General features: G+C 42.5%; 23 protein-coding genes. 3 read left to right on the forward strand and 20 right to left on the reverse strand.

Annotated features, from left to right (window positions below; translation table 11 throughout):
* Positions 1–8 precede the first annotated feature (8 nt).
* From A4H00_RS02185 to mvk, 3 genes are read right to left on the reverse strand one after another with little or no spacing between them, the layout of a single operon-like run.
* On the reverse strand, positions 9–1,085 hold the full coding sequence (locus tag A4H00_RS02185) for a phosphomevalonate kinase (RefSeq protein ID WP_067086759.1): 1,077 nt from the start codon (positions 1,083–1,085) through the stop codon (positions 9–11).
* The gene (mvaD, locus tag A4H00_RS02190) at positions 1,078–2,112 is read right to left on the reverse strand and encodes a diphosphomevalonate decarboxylase (protein WP_067086761.1); all 1,035 of its coding nucleotides are present in this window, start codon (positions 2,110–2,112) and stop codon (positions 1,078–1,080) included. The genes A4H00_RS02185 and mvaD overlap by 8 nt, the downstream gene beginning before the upstream one ends.
* Positions 2,105–3,040: a mevalonate kinase gene (gene mvk, locus A4H00_RS02195; protein ID WP_067086764.1), complete on the reverse strand. Its 936-nt coding sequence runs from the start codon at positions 3,038–3,040 to the stop codon at positions 2,105–2,107. Before mvk ends, mvaD begins: the two co-directional genes overlap by 8 nt.
* A 160-nt stretch (positions 3,041–3,200) precedes the next feature.
* Here mvk and gshAB point away from each other — a divergent pair, with 160 nt between their 5' ends.
* The 3 genes from gshAB to dusB all read left to right on the forward strand — a co-directional run bounded on the left by gshAB (position 3,201) and on the right by dusB (position 7,392).
* The gene (gshAB, locus tag A4H00_RS02200) at positions 3,201–5,456 is read left to right on the forward strand and encodes a bifunctional glutamate--cysteine ligase GshA/glutathione synthetase GshB (protein WP_067086767.1); all 2,256 of its coding nucleotides are present in this window, start codon (positions 3,201–3,203) and stop codon (positions 5,454–5,456) included.
* Between the two features lie 84 nt (positions 5,457–5,540).
* The gene (gene hslO, locus A4H00_RS02205) at positions 5,541–6,407 is read left to right on the forward strand and encodes an Hsp33 family molecular chaperone HslO (protein ID WP_067086770.1); all 867 of its coding nucleotides are present in this window, start codon (positions 5,541–5,543) and stop codon (positions 6,405–6,407) included.
* On the forward strand, positions 6,400–7,392 hold the full coding sequence (gene dusB / locus A4H00_RS02210) for a tRNA dihydrouridine synthase DusB (protein ID WP_067086772.1): 993 nt from the start codon (positions 6,400–6,402) through the stop codon (positions 7,390–7,392). The genes hslO and dusB overlap by 8 nt, the downstream gene beginning before the upstream one ends.
* Positions 7,393–7,593: 201 nt before the next feature.
* Here the strand turns inward: dusB and A4H00_RS02215 are convergent, their stop codons facing one another.
* The 17 genes from A4H00_RS02215 to A4H00_RS02300 form a co-directional block, all read right to left on the reverse strand.
* A complete protein-coding gene (locus tag A4H00_RS02215) occupies positions 7,594–10,044 on the reverse strand; it encodes an ATP-dependent Clp protease ATP-binding subunit (protein WP_067086775.1) in 2,451 nt (816 codons plus the stop codon).
* Position 10,045: 1 nt separating this feature from the next.
* A complete protein-coding gene (locus A4H00_RS02220; RefSeq protein WP_067086778.1) occupies positions 10,046–10,504 on the reverse strand; it encodes a CtsR family transcriptional regulator in 459 nt (152 codons plus the stop codon).
* A gap of 278 nt (positions 10,505–10,782) precedes the next feature.
* The gene (locus A4H00_RS02225) at positions 10,783–11,160 is read right to left on the reverse strand and encodes a type II toxin-antitoxin system HicB family antitoxin (protein WP_067086781.1); all 378 of its coding nucleotides are present in this window, start codon (positions 11,158–11,160) and stop codon (positions 10,783–10,785) included.
* Between the two features lie 34 nt (positions 11,161–11,194).
* Positions 11,195–11,386 (reverse strand): type II toxin-antitoxin system HicA family toxin, encoded by a 192-nt coding sequence (locus tag A4H00_RS02230; protein WP_067086783.1) that lies wholly within the window; start codon positions 11,384–11,386, stop codon positions 11,195–11,197.
* Positions 11,387–11,570: 184 nt separating this feature from the next.
* Positions 11,571–11,984, reverse strand: a complete 414-nt coding sequence (locus A4H00_RS02235) for an ArpU family phage packaging/lysis transcriptional regulator (protein WP_067086786.1) — start codon at positions 11,982–11,984, stop codon at positions 11,571–11,573.
* A complete protein-coding gene (locus A4H00_RS02240) occupies positions 11,977–12,288 on the reverse strand; it encodes a hypothetical protein (RefSeq protein WP_067086789.1) in 312 nt (103 codons plus the stop codon). Before A4H00_RS02240 ends, A4H00_RS02235 begins: the two co-directional genes overlap by 8 nt.
* 134 nt (positions 12,289–12,422) lie before the next feature.
* Positions 12,423–12,776 (reverse strand): replication protein, encoded by a 354-nt coding sequence (locus A4H00_RS02245; RefSeq protein WP_067086791.1) that lies wholly within the window; start codon positions 12,774–12,776, stop codon positions 12,423–12,425.
* A gap of 54 nt (positions 12,777–12,830) precedes the next feature.
* Entirely contained in the window at positions 12,831–13,451 is a 621-nt protein-coding gene (locus tag A4H00_RS02250; RefSeq protein ID WP_067086793.1) for a hypothetical protein, read from the reverse strand.
* A 40-nt stretch (positions 13,452–13,491) separates the two neighbouring features.
* Positions 13,492–13,848 carry a minor capsid protein gene (locus A4H00_RS02255; protein ID WP_067086796.1) on the reverse strand — a complete coding sequence of 119 codons (357 nt, stop codon included), beginning with the start codon at positions 13,846–13,848 and terminating at the stop codon, positions 13,492–13,494.
* 86 nt (positions 13,849–13,934) lie between these two features.
* On the reverse strand, positions 13,935–14,102 hold the full coding sequence (locus A4H00_RS02260; protein ID WP_082815654.1) for a DUF2292 domain-containing protein: 168 nt from the start codon (positions 14,100–14,102) through the stop codon (positions 13,935–13,937).
* An 8-nt stretch (positions 14,103–14,110) separates the two neighbouring features.
* Positions 14,111–14,362 (reverse strand): hypothetical protein, encoded by a 252-nt coding sequence (locus A4H00_RS02265; RefSeq protein ID WP_067086800.1) that lies wholly within the window; start codon positions 14,360–14,362, stop codon positions 14,111–14,113.
* Positions 14,359–14,610, reverse strand: coding sequence for a hypothetical protein (locus A4H00_RS02270; RefSeq protein ID WP_067086803.1), 252 nt, complete (start codon positions 14,608–14,610; stop codon positions 14,359–14,361). The genes A4H00_RS02265 and A4H00_RS02270 overlap by 4 nt, the downstream gene beginning before the upstream one ends.
* Before the next feature lie 306 nt (positions 14,611–14,916).
* Positions 14,917–16,341, reverse strand: coding sequence for a virulence-associated E family protein (locus A4H00_RS02275; protein WP_237334203.1), 1,425 nt, complete (start codon positions 16,339–16,341; stop codon positions 14,917–14,919).
* A complete protein-coding gene (locus A4H00_RS02280; protein WP_067085974.1) occupies positions 16,334–16,849 on the reverse strand; it encodes a hypothetical protein in 516 nt (171 codons plus the stop codon). Before A4H00_RS02280 ends, A4H00_RS02275 begins: the two co-directional genes overlap by 8 nt.
* The gene (locus tag A4H00_RS02285; RefSeq protein ID WP_067085977.1) at positions 16,842–17,123 is read right to left on the reverse strand and encodes a MerR family transcriptional regulator; all 282 of its coding nucleotides are present in this window, start codon (positions 17,121–17,123) and stop codon (positions 16,842–16,844) included. Before A4H00_RS02285 ends, A4H00_RS02280 begins: the two co-directional genes overlap by 8 nt.
* Positions 17,124–17,132: 9 nt before the next feature.
* Positions 17,133–17,351, reverse strand: coding sequence for a hypothetical protein (locus tag A4H00_RS02290; protein ID WP_067085980.1), 219 nt, complete (start codon positions 17,349–17,351; stop codon positions 17,133–17,135).
* Between the two features lie 174 nt (positions 17,352–17,525).
* Positions 17,526–17,765: a hypothetical protein gene (locus A4H00_RS02300; protein WP_067085985.1), complete on the reverse strand. Its 240-nt coding sequence runs from the start codon at positions 17,763–17,765 to the stop codon at positions 17,526–17,528.
* Positions 17,766–17,967 lie beyond the last annotated feature (202 nt).

Genomic DNA, 17,967 nt, shown 5'->3' on the forward strand with positions numbered 1-17,967 from the left:
GTTTCTCCTTATTCTCTACAGGCAATGGACAGCGGTAATGGCTTAATCCCTGCTCCTTCCCAAGCTCTGCAAATTGTTTCTTTTTGATCCCGCGATCTAACGAAGCAAATACCACAATCGCCACCTCCGGCTCCTGAGGATTTAGCAACAGCTCCTTGCTCTTTAGCCAGTTGGCATAATTGTGTCAGTTGAGAGGTTTCAATGACAATTCCCATATTGGCCGAAAAGTCTCGTAGTTGTTGACGATTGACTGCAATCGCTGCTTCAAAAGCGGCTGCATCATTTTCTTTACAAGCCTGAATCAATTTTTCCATACAGAGCCTATTTTCAGCCAAAAATTGCTGGTGATAAACCTCTTTTTCTTTTTGATCCAGCTGACGGTGCATGGTTGCCACTAAGCGATCCGTTGAGGCTGCCGACCCAGTCCAACCGACTAGTAATTCCAAGCCATCTGGCAATTCAAGCAACTTGATAGCTAGACCATTCCAATCTTGCTCTACCACATCACGAACTGAAAAGCGCTTTATTGCTGATTTGAGCCAGATGCGATCAACAGAATGATAAGAGATAACTCCACCAAAACTAGATGCCGCCAAATCTCCAAAAGAGCCAGTCAGATTGATTTTTATTTGCGAAATTGCTGCCAGTCTATAGACTAGCATCGGCTCTACTTCCTGCTGATAGTAGGCTAATAAAGCCCGAACCATCGCAACCGTCACAGCACCTGACGAGCCCAGTCCATACTTGGCCCCCGACTCTTGATCATCCAAATCCGATCGAACCGCAACACGATAAGGTGTAGACACCTCTACTCCAAACGTACGCACATAGTCTTCAACGACCTGCATACTACTGATAATCAGCTGATAGGGATTAGACGAATTTGCGTAAATCTGATGCTCTCGACGAGACCAAGACACTTCCAGTTCAGGATGTTGAGTAGAATGAATCGTCCCTTTCTCTGCCTGTTGTAAAGAGACAAACAAGCGCTGTTCAACCGCTGCAATAACTGCTGGGTAACCAGCTTCAACAACTGCATATTCTCCTGCTAAATACAACTTTCCTGATGCACTTGCCTCAATCATGCTCCACACCTCTAGAAAAGCTACGCTCAGATTTCTGCCAATCTGCCTCCGATAAGACGTAGGCACCCCTTCCCGGAAGACTGGTTAAAATTTGCTCTGCTGGCAAATATTCTTTCAAGGCAGCGACGAGACAATCCATATCACTAGCTCTACACAGCACTTTGACATTCGGCCCGGCATCCATGGTCATATAGGCTGGGATCTGCAAGTCAGCTCTTACTTGGCGGACAGCCTCCTGCGCTTTCAAACTATCTGCCGTCCAATAGGTAAACGGAGGATTTGCAGATAGGGTGGTCGCATGCATTTTCATGCCATTATGCTCTGTCAGTTGTCCTACTCGCTCAAAATCTCGTTGTGCAATGGCAGCCTTGATGTCTTGTAAATCTCGAGCAGCTGTTTCGACCCACATCGGATAAAATGACGAAGTCTGAACGGTATGCTCCATGCCCTCACGACTAGCAATCTTTTTCTTCCCAGTATCCACCGCAAGGACAATCATCCCAATGTCCCAATCAGCATCGTCAATCGGATGTGCCATGGAATCTTCTGATCCTGTCCCCATATCCCATTCGACAAATCCGCCAAACAGACTACGGGTACTAGAGCCTGACCCACGTCTGGCAAAGGTTGACAATTCCTCACGAGACAACTTCAAATCTAAGGCCGTTGCAGTAGCCAGTGCCAAAGCTGCAAAAGCAGAAGCTGAGCTTGCAAGTCCTGCAGCAGTTGGAACAAAATTCAAACTTTCTACACGAGCAAACTTGCCCTCACTTATATATTCGCGAAATAAATTTAAAAAGTGCGAAATTTTTTTTATTTCTTTTTCGGATTGTTTTTGGCCGTTCAAAAAAAACGCATCTGCCGTCAAGGAATCATCAAAGATAACCTTGGTATCTGTGTAAAAAGCATCCAATGTCAAGGATAAACTAGAATTCATTGGTAAAAATAAATCCTTATCCCGTTTTCCCCAATATTTAATTAACGCAATATTGGTATGGGCACGCGCAATCCCTACTTTCTTACTCATGTCCTTCTCCTAAAAACTGTATCCATGTTTGGCGAGCACCAGCTGATGTGAGAGCTTGAGCAATAGCTTGCGCTTCTTCTTGCGTTTTAGCAAGAGCAATCATGCAACCTCCCCGGCCACCACCTGTTAATTTGGCACCCAATGCCCCCTTTTGACGAGCAATCGCAACCAATCTATCTAAACTTTCATCTGATACACTCAACTTCTGTAAATAGTCGTGCGCTTGATCCATAATCTGACCAAGTTCAGCAGCTTGATTCTGTGCCAAATAAGCCTTCGCTTGATTAGTCAAGTCTCCTAAGGCCTCAATCCAATGGACAGCTTCTGCCTGCTCTTGATAAAGGCTTGCTACATCAGTAATCGCTTCTAAGGTATTTCCTGTCTTTCCTGTATCAGCAACAACAAGATAGGCGTTCAAGGAAAGAGCCATTGGCTCAATCGCTTGACCTTTCACAAAAAAGATAGGTGACGTCCCTGTCACCGTTGTCGCATCAATCCCTGACGGATTTCCGTGCGCAATCTTTTCAGACGACTGGACGATTTCCCACAATTCTTCGTCTGACAAGGTCTTTTGATAAAAGGAAAATAAGCCTCGTGCCACCGCTGTAGCTACTGCCGCGCTCGATCCCATCCCTCTTTCTGCCGGAATGGTCGATTGAATCTCAATATGAATAGCAGGATCAGTCGGTGCCCCAATCCGATAAAGTGAAAAGCGGATTGCATGTTTCAAACTTTCCCAAATTTTGGGCATTTCATGAACCAGACCTTGATAAAAATCACAACTAACAGAGAGTGCTTGACCTTCAGCTCGAACTTCAGCCGTAATGTGAACAGCAGAAAAAGGCATGGCAATAGCTGGCTGGCCATAAACTACTGCATGCTCTCCCATTAAAATAATCTTTCCTGTTGATATTCCTCTTGCAACCATGATTTCTCCTTATGCAGCTTATATTATACCACGTTTCAGAAAAAACCTTCTACTATTTTCTATTTCAGAAAAAGGAAAGCTCGGAAAATGGAGCAAAAAGTTGTTTTTCACTAGTAAAATCGCTACAATATTACTATCAGATACAACAAGGAATACAGCTATGAATATGAACCATATACTGCAACAAGCGCCGAAAAATCTCCCTATTTTACAGGCTCGTTTTGGTCTAGAACGTGAGTCACTACGCATGAATACCGAGCATCGTATCGCACAAACTGCTCATCCTGAAAAACTAGGCTCTAGGGAATTTCATCCTTATATACAGACCGATTATAGCGAATCACAAGTGGAATTGATTACTCCTGTTAGCAGTTCAACCAAGGAGGCAAGACGGATCTTAGGAGCCATTACAGAAGTCGCATACCGCTCCATGAATCCATATGAATACCTTTGGCCACTGTCTATGCCTCCTCAGGCAAGAGAAGATGAAATCCGAATTGCCCAACTAAAAAATGACTATGAGTACCAGTACCGACAAGGACTTGGAAAACGCTATGGAAAATTACTCCAATCCATGTCCGGTATCCACTACAACCTAGAATTAGGGGCAGGCTTAATCACACACTTATTCGAAGCGAGCAACTACGACTCCCAGCTTGCTTTTACCAATGATCTCTATCTCAAGTTAGCACAGCAATTTTTACGTTATCGCTGGTTTTTAACGTATTTATACGGTGCTAGTGTGGTAGCTGAAAAAGGATTTTTACAAGAAAAATTAAACCACCCTGTTCGTTCCTTGCGCAACAGCTCCTATGGCTATGTTAATTCTTCGGATATTCATGTTTCCTTTGCTGATTTGGAAACCTATGTCCAGGATATTGAACGCTATGTTAAGACAGGACAGCTTTCTGCGGAAAAAGAATTTTACTCCGCCGTCCGCTTGCGGGGCCATAAGCACAATCGGGATTATCTCACAAAAGGGATTCGCTACCTCGAATTTCGCTGCTTTGACCTAAATCCCTTTGATTTTCTTGCTATTAGCCAAGAAACTTTGGATACTGTCCATCTCTTTGCGCTTGCCCTCCTGTGGATTGATCGCCCTGAACATGTCGATGAAACCTTAACAAAAGCAGCTGAGCTGAACAACCAGATTGCCCTTGCTCATCCGCTCACTCCCCTGCCAAAAGAGGCTGATACGCAAACCATTCTTGACGCTATGGAAGCTGTCGTCGATCATTTCCAATTGGATGAAACCTATAAAAATTTAGTAGAAACTGTCAGACAGCAAGTCGCTAATCCTCAACTGACCCTATCAGGACAGTTAGCTGAACGCCTAGAAGGACATTCCTTAGAAGAATTTGGGCGTAAGCAAGGACAAGCCTTCCATGAGTACGCTTGGAGTGCCCCCTACGCCCTTAAAGGCTATGAAAATATGGAACTCTCTACTCAGATGCTGATGTTTGATGCTCTGCAAAAAGGAGTTAACCTTGAGATTCTCGATGAAGACGATCAATTTCTCAAACTCTGGCACAAAGACCATGTTGAATATGTCAAAAATGGCAATATGACCTCTAAAGATACCTATGTTGTCCCTCTTGCTATGGCGAATAAAACGGTCACCAAAAAAATTCTTGCAACAGCAGGATTTCCTGTCCCAGCAGGTGCAGAATTTTCAAGCAAGACAGAGGCGCTACGCTACTATGCGCAGATTGAAAAAAGCGCTATTGTTGTTAAGCCAAAATCCACTAACTTTGGCCTGGGTATTTCCATTTTCCAAGATGGTGCTAGCCTAGAAGATTATGAAAAAGCCCTTGACATCGCCTTTGCCGAAGACAAACAAGTTTTGATAGAAGAATTCATTGCAGGTACTGAGTATCGCTTCTTTGTCCTAGACGGAAAATGCGAGGCTGTATTACTACGTGTTGCTGCAAATGTGGTAGGAGATGGCATCCATACAATTGCAGAGTTGGTTGACATCAAAAACCAAGATCCGCTACGTGGGCGTGACCACCGTTCACCACTTGAAATCATTCAGTTAGGAGACATTGAAAAGCTCATGATGAATCAGCAGGGTTATCAGCCAGATACCGTTTTAGAAGCTGGGCAAAAGGCTGAACTACGAGGCAATTCCAATATCTCAACAGGTGGTGACTCGATTGATGTGACAGAGCAAATGGACGAGAGCTACAAACAGCTAGCAGCTGATATGGCTACAGCTATCGGCGCTTGGGTATGCGGTGTTGACTTGATTATTCCAGACTCAACCCTCGCCTCTACTAAAGACGAGCCCAACTGTACCTGTATTGAACTCAATTTCAATCCGTCCATGTATATGCACACCTACTGCTACGACGGACCGGGGCAAGAACTAACACCCAAGATTATCGCAAAATTATTTCCTGAGATAATTTCATAAGACTGAAGTAGTTTTCAGTCTTTTTTATATTCTCCTAAACCCCACCGACTGGCATTTTATCGCTCTTATGCTATAATAATTCTTATGGACAAAATGATTAAAACAATTTCAGAAAATGGGCACTTTCGTGCCTTTGTATTAGATAGCACAGAAACGGTTCAAACTGCTCAAGAAAAACATGATACCATGGCTTCGTCAACTGTCGCCTTGGGGCGTACCTTGATTGCCAATCAGATGCTGGCCGCAAATGAAAAGGGCAATACTAAAATGACCCTTAAAATCCTTGGAAACAGCTCTCTTGGCGCCATTATCAGCGTGGCAGATACAAATGGTCATGTCAAGGGATATATTCAAAACCCAGACATTGACTTGAAAAAAACAGCGACGGGCGAAGTCATCGTAGGGCCGCTTGTGGGCCAAGGACAATTTTTAGTGATTACCGACTATGGTATGGGACATCCCTACCACTCGATGACACCGCTAATTTCAGGAGAAATTGGTGAAGATTTTGCCTATTTTTTGACTGAAAGTCAACAAACACCGTCAGCAGTTGGGCTCAATGTCTTACTTGATGAAGAAGACAAGGTCAAGGTGGCAGGTGGTTTTCTAGTTCAAGTCTTACCAGATGCCACAGAAGTAGAAATTGCACAATTTGAACAACGGATTCAGCATATGCCTGCTATTTCTAGCCTGCTTGAGTCTGACAATCATATCGAGGCTCTGCTGGAAGCTATTTACGGTGAGCAACCTTTTAAACGCTTATCCGAAGACACACTCAGCTTTAGCTGTGATTGCTCAAAAGAACGCTTCTTACAGGCTCTTGCTAGCCTCCCAAAAACAGATTTAATAGAAATGAAAGAAGAAGACAAGGGAGCAGCCATTACCTGTCAATTCTGCCAGACCCATTACCAATTTGACGAACATGACTTGGAGGAACTCATCAATGACTAATCTCAACACCCCTTTTATGATTGGAAATGTCGAAATCCCCAATCGTACAGTCCTAGCTCCCATGGCTGGTGTTACTAATTCCGCCTTTCGTACCATTGCAAAAGAAATGGGGGCAGGACTGGTTGTCATGGAAATGATTTCTGAAAAAGGACTGCTTTATAATAACGAAAAGACCCTGCATATGTTGCACATCGAAGAAAACGAAGCTCCAATGTCTATCCAACTCTTCGGTGGAGATGCTGACGGATTATCACGCGCTGCGGAATTTATCCAAAAAAATACCAAGGCCAACATTGTCGACATCAATATGGGCTGCCCCGTGAACAAGGTCATCAAAAATGAAGCAGGTGCCAAATGGCTCAAAGACCCTGATAAAATTTACCATATTATCAAGCAAGTAACCTCTGTCCTTGACATTCCCTTAACCGTCAAAATGCGGACTGGTTGGGCTGATTCTGGCCTAGCTATTGAAAATGCCCTCGCTGCAGAAAGTGCTGGAGTGGCTGCTCTTGCCATGCACGGTCGCACTCGGGAACAAATGTATACTGGAACCGTTGACCTTGAAACCCTCAGCAATGTCGCAAAGGCCCTCACCAAAATCCCATTCATCGCAAATGGAGATATTCGAACTGTCCAAGATGCTCGCCAACGGATTGAAGAAGTTGGTGCAGATGCTGTTATGGTCGGACGAACGGCTATGGGAAATCCTTACATCTTTGAACAAATCAATCATTATCTCGAGACAGGGGAAATCTTGCCCGATTTGAGTTTTGAAGATAAGCTCAAGATTGCCTTTGAACACCTTACTCGCTTGGTCAACCTCAAGGGAGAGAACATTGCCGTCCGTGAATTCCGTGGGTTAGCTCCTCATTATCTACGCGGAACAGCTGGTGCCGCTAAAATCCGTGGTACCGTTGCCCGTGCCGAAACTGTTGCAGAAGTTGAAGCACTCTTTAACCAAGCACGTGAAGCCTATAAAAAATAAAATAACAGACAGAAGGTTTGATTCACAGAAATCAACTTCTCCTTATTCCTAGATTTTGGACAGCTGGACTTGTATCCAGCTTTTTATATGCACTCTGTAGAATCTGTGGTTGATATTCCTAAAAATTACACAAATGACTAAAAGCTTGAAGTCGCTAACATAAAAGCAGCTGAATCCTTTGACCCAACTGCTTATGTTGCCTTATCGGCTACTATCGAATTTCAATTCGCCAGCTTTTACACCAATTTTTAGTGTACTGCCGCTCTGTAATTCCCCACGTAGCAACATTTCTGCTAGTGGATCTTCGACTTTCTTTTGGATGACACGACGGAGTGGTCGCGCGCCCATTTCTCTATCATAACCTTCTTTTGCTAGTAATTTTAGCGCAGAAGGTTGAATCTTAAACTGAATACCTTTTTCATCCATCACCGCTTGAAGGGGCTGAATCATCACTTTCACCACTTCTTGCATATCGTGATCACTCAGACTATGGAAGACAATCTTCTCATCAATTCGGTTGATAAATTCTGGTCGGTACGCTTTTTTCAACTCTTCAAAAATACGTTTTTCAACGTGCTCTTGACTCTGAGACAAATCAAGTGCCCCAAAACCAACTGTCTTATCATCACGCAAAGCTGTTGCCCCAAGGTTAGATGTCATAATGATGAGGGTATTCGAAAAATCAACCTTTCGTCCCTTACTATCTGTCAAGACACCATCATCTAATACCTGCAGCAAAAGATTAAAGGTGTCTGGATGTGCTTTTTCAACCTCATCAAATAACAGAACGGCATAAGGTTTGTTGCGGACTTTTTCGGTTAGCTCACCACCTTCTTCGTAGCCAACGTAACCAGGAGGAGCACCATTTAAGCGACTAGCCGCAAATTTTTCCATATACTCACTCATATCAAAACGAATGAGAGCCGATTCGTCGTCGAATAATACTTCAGCCAAAGCCTTTGCCAACTCTGTTTTTCCGACCCCCGTAGGTCCTAAGAACATAAAGGAACCAATAGGGCGCTTGCCTGTCCGAATACCAGATTGATTGCGTCGAATCGCCCGACTAACTGCAGAAATAGCAGCATCTTGGCCAATCACACGCTTGTGCAATTCAGCTTCTAAATTCAAATATTTTTTCACATCTGTCTGACTCAACTTTGCAACTGGAATACCAGATAAGCGACTAAGGGTTAACAAGACATCTTCTTCTGTCACTTGGGCATCTCCCAGTATTTCTCGGTTTTCTTCCTCCAATTCCTTAACTAACAGTTGACTGACTGTCTTGTGTTTTCCATCCATCAATGCCTGATCAGCCGCAGACAATTCAGACTGTTTGCCGCTAACTTTTTGCTGATTTTGCACCGTTGCACTCGCTTCATCAAGCAAATCAATCGCTGAGTCTGGCAAATTTTTGCTAGTCAAGTACCGTTTAGCAAACAGCACAGCCGTACGAACAGCTTCCTCTGTAATCTGAATGTTATGGTGGCGTTCATAAGCCTGTTTTAAGCCTTGTAAAATAGCAATGCTATCTGCCACACTTGGTTCATCTACTGTCACCTTCGCAAATCGACGAGACAGGGCTGCATCTTTTTCAATATGCTTTTGGTATTCATCTTGGGTCGTTGCACCAACTGTTCGCAAGGTTCCCCGTGCAAGAGCTGGTTTTAGAATATTGGCTGCATCTAAGGTCGAATCAATTCCGCTACCTGACCCCATAATCGTATGTAGCTCATCAATAAAGAGGATAACATTCCCATCTTCTTCAATATCGTTGATGATATTGTTCATCCGTTCCTCAAAATCACCACGAAAACGTGTTCCTGCAATCACATTCATCAAGTCCAATTCCAAGACCCGCATTTTGCTTAGACTAGCTGGCACTGCTCCATCTGCCACTCGCTGCGCCAACCCCGATGCCAAAGCTGTTTTCCCAACCCCTGCTTCTCCTACTAAGACAGGATTATTCTTGGTCTTACGAGACAGGACTTGAATCATTCGAGAAATTTCTGATTCCCGACCAATGACTGGCTCAATCTGTCCTGCACGAGCTAAGGAAGTCAAATCTCGTGTATAGTCTTCTAAACCACCCGTCTGCGGTGCTGGCGGCATGCCCATCATATTGGCCATAGTTGGACGATTCGCACGACCACCTTTCATCATACTACGAATGGCTTTTAAATCTTCCTTTGAAAATCCAGCCTTTGCCTCCAAATTTTTCCGCAAATCGATAAAGCGAATCTTGTCATCCGAATCCTCAAAATGAAAACCAGCCCTATCCAAAATCTGTGAGGCAACTGAGCGTTTATCAAGCAAAATCGCCATGAAGATATGCTCGGTTCCTACCTGCTTAGCCTTTACAACTTCCGCAATCTTATGGGCAAACTGAACCACCTCACCTAAGCGTTTTGATGTTCGCAACAAGGTAAACTCTTCTAGTTCTTCACGATAGCTACGCTCTGTTACCAAGCGAGTCGCTTGCTCATAGTCTGCAACATCCGCAGGGTATTCTGCCAAAACAGCTCCTGCAATCGTATCTGGATTAATGACAAAAGCCAATAATAGATGCCAAGTTTCTAAGTAGTCACACATGTAGCGTTGTCCAATGAACTGTGCATCCTCATAGGCACGTTGTAATCCTTTTGAAAATTCCATCCTAATCCTCTTTCCTATCCAATCGTTGTAGCAGTTGTCGTAGCATCCTTGCACGAATAGGAGCCGCATCTATTCCTAATACTTCATCACTACCAATTGACAACAAGAGATTGCCTTCTCGCTCCGTCATCAACTGCTCTTCAAATAACAGCTGTAAAATATCCGCAAAAACAGTCCCAGATACTTCTTTCCCCATATTATGTAGCAAATCGTGAACTAACTCATGCTTGTCTGAGAAAGTAACACGACCAATCCGGATGTAACCACCGCCACCACGCTTACTTTCGACAATATAGCCACGACTAGCCGTAAAGCGTGTCTTAATCACATAATTAATCTGACTTGGTACGACTTCAAACCGACTGGCCAATTCACTCCTACGCAACTCCGCCACACTTACTTGTTCCAAAATCGCCTTGATATGCTCTTCAATATAATCAGATGTATTTTTCATCGCCATAGAATCCACCTCTTTCTCTGACTATCTTTGACTATCGTACCATTTTTACAAAATAAAATAAAGCAAAAGACTTAAAAAGGCTTTAAATCAACGTTTTAAGAAAATAGTTTGCAAAGTATTCTAAAGTAGATTGTAATTATTGGGGTAGTAAAAAAGGTAGTAAATTTTCACACAAAAAAGGGCTTAAAAAGCCCAATATCTAACGAGTTCAGCAGGCAAGACTAGCGTAGTTAATCGACTGCGCTTTTTTTGATTGCTGATAGGTCTATTATATCAGATTATACTTGCAAACGTGTTTCTAATGCTTTTGTTAGTACCTCAGAATAGTTCAACCCCTCACGGTCAGCGAGTCTAGTCAACCATTCGGGCACCGTGACATTCTTTCGAATCGCTTTATTATTCTTAATGAAAGGTGTTGGATCAGCTTGTATCATTGTGACAAAGCCATCGGGGGCGCTCAAGTCTTCTATATTGCTCACTTTTGGCAATTCCAACCCCTCATCAATATAAAGAGCGATAGAACTTTCTAAAAACTCGCGGGCGTTATACATAGCTTCTTCTAGGTTGTCACCCCTAGTACCTCCGCCAAATTCTGGAAACTCCACCCAGTAGCCTGTATCTTCTTTATGAAAAATAGCTGGATAAGATTTCAACATTTTTTTTACCTCCAAAAATGAAAGAGAAGGGGCGCTATAATAGCCCCAAATCTTTCAGGATTTTCTTCTCTAGTCCTTTCCCTAAGTCCTTATTTCCATGGACTGGAATTGTAACTATTTTCGAACATCCTTCTTTTTTGAAATGGTGATGACTTCCATTAGTTCGGATTTCTTTCCACCCGTTGGCCTCTGCAAGTTTTACCATTTCTTTGCCTGTAAGTGGCATAGCGCTCTACCTCCTTACATTATTTATTATATGCGTATTATGCGTATTTGTCAAGTAGAAAACAAGATTTTTTTCTAAAAAGTTAATCAGTAAAAAGCCCCTAAAATCGCTTCTACGGGCTTTTAATCTCTATACGGTTAATTTATCGAACAAGCCAAAACAATAGCTAAAACCTAGCAAAATTTCAATCTAGTAACGTCTCAAGCACTCCATTTCTGTATTGCTTGGCAAAGGCAAGTAAAGCAAGGTTCTTTAAATTGTGATACTGCCTTTCTTTGATAGGCTCAAAAGGCCTGTACTTGCTTTTTATACTCTGGCGTACCTGTTCAATCGGCTTTCCTTCCAGATAGTTCAAAATGAGTACTTGGCGTTGTCTGATGTCGCTAATAGCGTTGATAGCTGACTTAATGGCGTTCAGCTCTTGCCGTGCTGTCTCTTGGTTCATCTCCAATCGCTCCACGGGTTGAAAGTCGTTGCCGTCTGCCTGTAAAATATAATCATCAGAATAGACCACGCTTCCATCCCTTGCGATTCTCTGCCACCGCCCGAACTCTTTTAGTTTTCGGTTGGCGTATATTCTAATTTGTTTTTTATCCATGCCTTCTCACGTCATCAAAGCTAGAACAGTCTATATAATTCTTTTTCGCTCTAGCAACGGCCTTTCTATGTTTTGCTAGTAAGTCCTTTTCTATCACTGCATACTTATCTAAAATAGCTAGCCAATTTTCAATATCAATCGCCCTTAATTTTCCACCTTCTAAAATGATATGATGATACAACTGTTTTTCAGGTTCCGACAACTCATCAAGCAACCGCTTGACTGTTTTATCTTCCAGGCTGGTAGCTTGTAACTGCTCAGCTAGTAAAACCCTTAAATGTCCTAAATGCCTAACCTGTTTCATCTTTTTTTCCCTCGTTTGTGATATAATATTAATGAACTTATTATTCACAAGGGTCAGCAATTGCTGGCTTTTTTGCGTCTAAAAATAACCCTGCCATGGCAAGGTCACCTCAATAATAAAAGCCGTTTAGTCATTTAAGTTCTTTCTGATGTCGCTTCATCTTCAAACCTCGCTTCTAGCTCCTCAATCACTTCCAGAATATTCTCATTCTCATGTGCCTTGTAGCCAAATTCTAAAATAGTCCGCGCTGACTGCTGGCGGGCGTAGGGGCTAACAGATTCATCCAGCATAATCTCCCGCAAAACCTCAACTGCTTCAGTGCTTGCGGACTGTAAAAGCGCCGTAGCCTGTTGCATAACATTGTTTCTAGCTTCACGGTAAGCCCTGCGAAAAGTAAGAGACTTTAGATAACCATGCCCCGTTGTCCGTCCGATTCCAGCTTTTTTTGCCGCTTCCTCAACGCTTTTAGATTCCAACAAAGCTAGCATGAATCTATGTTGTCTTGGCGTTAGTTTATCCGTCACTCAATCGGTACTCCCAGCTTATTCCAAATTCAAAGCGGTATCAAAATGATTCACATAGCTATCTACCGCTTGGGCTATACCCTCATCAGCAATCACCAAAGTAAAGGCCAAATCGCTTGCGCTACCTAAACTATCAGCAATTTCGGCCGCTTGATAATAATCTGCATATTGCTTAAGCGTTTCTATCGTATTGGATAACCTGTCTTCCTTCAAGATATATTGGGGGAGTTCAATTTTGTTTTCAGTTGCTATTTCATGAATTTTTTTAACCGCTAACGGATTCTTTTTATACCGCTCTAAATAACCTTTAATTTCTCCCTCGTTAACCGCCATTGTACCCAACAAGGTTAATTCAGCTACATTATCGGCTGTAACTGTTTCATATTCCGCTTTGATTTTCTCTTTTTCGGATTGCTCAAAAGCTGATAACTTATTTTTGATTGAATTATACTCCGCCGTGCTATATGCTTCAGCTTCTTTTCTAAAATTTGATAAACGTAAATCTGCTTCTGATTGATACATCGTCTGTTCTCGAACTTTTTTATATAAATCAGTTTTTAAACTCTGATACGCTTCGATTTGTTGCTGTTTATAAACGCCTAATTTTGCAATCTGCGCTTGGATTTGTTGTAGTGTCATTGTCTTGTACCTCCATTTTACAATTTTAAGCAAGAATAAATTAAAGCCCTGCTTCTTCGATAAATATATCTTTCCAATGATTCATGTGGATATCCTTTGCTTTCTCATCCCAACGTTTCCCAGTTCCAGGCGTTGAGTAATGTTGAAAAGTTACAATCCCATTCGTGCCATAAAATTGCGCTCTAGCATACGGTGGAGTCCATTCAATGGCACGACCTCCTTCAACAACATGCCCAGAAGCACGCAAATGCCCATCAGAATACGGATCAGATGACGGCACAAAGTAATTCATATCCGCTAGCATTTGTTTTGCCATTTCCGTCCGAGCCTTCACAAAGTTTTTTTCACTTAATTTGGCTGTAACACCATCTAAATCAACCTTAATACGTATTGACATTGTCTTCCTCTCTTGAATAAAAAATAAAGAGGCATGACAAAGAGTGCTAAACTCTAATATCATGCCTCTAGTTTTCTAGTCAGCAATTAAATTTTTTCTTTTCGCCTTGTTTCCACCTGTATAGGTTGGCTATCCTGCATTGTAATAATTAAACTCCCATACGCTGGCAACCTTGCTGATTTTATTATACCATCTTTTTGGTATAATACGCAACCATTATTCAGTAATTTTCTTAAATCATCAATAGTGCTCATTTGTATCTTCACCCCCTCCCATCTGTTCCATTTTGTTTAATTTTGTTCGCTTTTGCTGTGTCGCATGCTTCGGCTATTCGCTCAAAAACGCTGTTCAAGTTTCGGCTGTGCTGATAGGTTACACAAAGCTCTCCCTTGCGATAGTCAATTCGATAGTGTGGACGCTTAAACGTGCCAACTAAGTAGCCAATAATGGCGTGCTTACACGCTAACATATCCGCCACGAATTGAAAATGTCTATAATAGTGCCGTACGGTCATACTGCTCCTTTCTTATATGTATTTGCGATCCGCTCTAGGTTCTCAGTCAAATCCCTATCCGCTTCATACTCTGCCACCAGTCGCCAACCTGTCTCTAATTTGGTCAAGCTGGTTTCGATGTCTGGTTGGGCATACAAGCCAATGATATAGCCCTGTATCCCTAACTTGATTCTATCAATTGTGTCAAAGCATGTCGCTCCTGTTTGATAGTGGTAACGGTTCATTAAAACATGCTCAAATTGTTTCATATGTCTCCTTCTAGGTTATTTTTCTCCTTTTTGTAGCTTTGGAGCATTAAGTGTGCATTAGAAGCGGGGAATTGCTACAGCGTCTCCGCCTTACTCTCCCAAGGGTTTAGGGCATTTTTGTAGCTATTGTAGCATGAAATTCAGTAAAAAACTTTTTATAGATATATCCCCACTTCTAGCCCCCTTCTCTTATATATTATTTATATTATTATATTGCTACAAATAGCTACAATAGGGTTAAACCCTTGATATACCTGACTTTTTCGCTGTAGCATATCTGTAGCATCTCTGTAGCAATTAGTAGCATTAACGCCTTATTTTAAAATAGTAGTGAGTTGGTTTCCCATTCTTCCATAGTCTTTTTTTGGCTTCTGACCGTTCCCAGTCCTTGTGATTATCTAGTACATCCCTCGCTTTTTGGCTATAGCGTCCCCCTCGTCCCTTGGTTGGATTTTCGTTAAAGACAACATAGGCAACTTCGTTAGGCGTTGTCAGCTCAAGCTGAGCAGACCCAAATGCAAGCGGGTATTCCTTGTATTGCTGGTTATCGTCTAAAGGCTCTTGCAGATGTTTTAGAAAATACTGACGGCGTTCATGTGGTGATAGCTCGTACCAGTCTATCGGCGGATAAAAATAGCCCAAATACTCTAAAATCGCTTCTTTTTCTGGATCTTCCACCTTGTAAGCTTCTTGAATTTGCTCTAGCTCCTTATCTAGTTCCGTTGAGACGGTCAGGGGTTGCCCTTTATCGTACCACGCTTTAGCCTCTGCCAACACTTGCAAGAAGTAGCCTTCTTCCTTCTCCATCGGGTGACAAGCGACATCATTAACTCCGCATTGGAGAGGATAAAAACGTCGCTCCTTGCCCTCGTCCTTTAGAAAGCCTTTGGCGTTTGATGTCCCGATGAAAACGCAATGGCGCTCCACCTTTTCAGGCTTTCTGCCATATAGCGCCCGAATATCATCACTAGAAGCGCTGATGAAGTTCTTAACAGCTTCAATAGCCGTCTTTTTAAAGCCCTTCAGCTCTCCGAATTCAATCACCGCATTTGTCTGTAAAATACGATAGTCTTCTGTATGGTCGCCAAATTTCCGGACGCTATCCGAATGAAAGTCAGGCAACAAGCGCTTGGTAGCTGTACTTTTCCCCAAACCTTGCCCGCCGGTCAAAATCGGCACAATTTCAAACTTAATTCCAGGCTGATAAATGCGGGCAACTAAACCCGTCAACCATAATCTTGTGACCTCACGGGCGTAGCTTGTATCGGGACAACCTAGCAAGTCTATAAAATACCGTTCCGCCCGTTCTACTCCGTCCCATCGTTGCGACTCTATACGGTCTTTTACGGGGTGATAAGTGTTTTCTTTTGCGACTTTCAAAATCGCTATTTCTACATTCTCCCTAGTTGGCGCAAAGCCGTATTTTTCATCGATGAAAGCAATGGCTAATTTTGTATCCTCGTCACTCCATAAGCCCTTGTTTGTCCCCCACGGGGTTAACTCAGTCTTTTCAATTGCCTTTGAAAAATCGTTGTATCTAACGCCCTTGAAAATACTTTTATGCTGTTCAAAAACCAAAATAACATTATAGGGGCTTCTGGCTGGTATCTTTGATTTTCCATACGTCCGAAAGGCGGGGATCACTTCTTGATAGGCTGTTTCTGTTTCGCCTTGTGTCGTTTCCTTTTCGTCTTGCTGGATAATAGTGTCTACGATTTCTTTTTTATCCAAACTCTACCCCCTTATAGATTTTTCTTGCGGTTGTTAGAAAATAGCTTGCCAATTCTATCCGCTTCACAATAGCGCTAAATAAGCTGGTCAACTGCTCAAAATCGTAACCATGTAGAAACATCAGGCGGATAAAATAGGCCGTGTCCTGCTCTGTATATAAGCCGTTTGCGATGGTGTCAAATATCCACCCGCCAAGCTCCAGCCCAAGGCCCTGCCGTGCTTGCTCCAGTCTATGGCGTTCCAAATCCTCCAACACCTCTACAAGGTCAGCACCTGCCATAGCAAGCGGTAGATCTCTGACCAGTTGCCAATGGTTTTCTGTGACCGCGTCCGCTAGGTGAACGATAATACCCTTATAACTAAAATCCATCAGCCCAACGCCTGACGGCAACAAGTATACAAATTTATAATAGTTCCCCTTTTTTAATGCTCTGGTCGGATTCTTCTTCAAAAAGCCAAAAAATGATAACTTGTCACGGTGTAAGGTTAATTCTAGTAAGTCATACATTATCTACCCCCAAAAAAATCAAAACATCAGCGATTTTATAGAATACCTTACGTGTATCATCTATCGGCGGTTCATAGCGTTTTAAGCCTGCGCGTTCCCAACGTTGCAAGGTTTTCCATTTTATCCCTAATTCGTCCTGCACCTCTTGGGCTGTCATCAATCCCAATATTTTAGGCTTTGGCTTGTTGTAGTGTTCCAGAAAGGCACTAACGGCCTTTAGGTTCTGTTCTAGTAGTCTTTGTTCATAGCCTGTACTAAAAATACCTTCGTCCATGTTACCCCCCTAGTTGTATCTTTTACCCGCTAATTGAATATACGCCCCATAGTTGGGATTTTGTAGCTTCCTAGTATCTTTAGCGTCTTCTTCCACCGGCTTCTTTTTAGGCTCTACATCAATCTCAAAATGCCCCAAATCACGCCATAAAAAGATGTTCACAATACCTAGGATAATCACAAGGGCTAATAGTTGTTCGATCGGCAAATCAAGCTCATATATTATCATTTTTACGTTTCCTTTCTTGTCTGATTCCTGCTAGCTTTCCCATCTGGAAAACATGCAAGACGGCGAACGCTACACTATTTGTTCGCTTGCGGCATTCGTGGTAGAAGTCTATAACTTCAAAGTCTTCGGTGTTTACTTCTTGTCTATCTGCTATATCATTCAACTCTTGAAAATTCATTCTTTTATCACCTCTTCAATAATTTTATAGTGTTCACTGGCCAACCGTTGCAAGTCGTTCATGGCTAGATTGATAATATTCGCATAACTCTCTTTTAAGGCGATAAAACCATAATAGCCTTCATCGCTCTTCTTGGCGTTTTCTAGCCAACGTCTGACAATATCCAAGGCACTGACCGCCGTCATCATGTCACTTGTTAAACTTTCATAGTTGTCTGCAATTTGTTCTGTTGTCATTTTGCTTTTTCCCTCTCTTTTCGACATTCTTGTCGTAAAGTCGCTAAACAAGGCCGTAGAATGGCAATGTCAGCGTCTGTTTTTTCCGTTTTTTTACTGTTTACTATCCGATTTTTTTACCGCCGTTTTTAAGGTTGGCGCTCCCTGTATTTTTGTGATATAATGGAAATACTAAAACCCCTTTAACAACGGCTTGCCTGCT

The organism is Streptococcus marmotae (genome assembly GCF_001623565.1).
GTDB classification, from domain to species: Bacteria; Bacillota; Bacilli; order Lactobacillales; family Streptococcaceae; genus Streptococcus; species Streptococcus marmotae.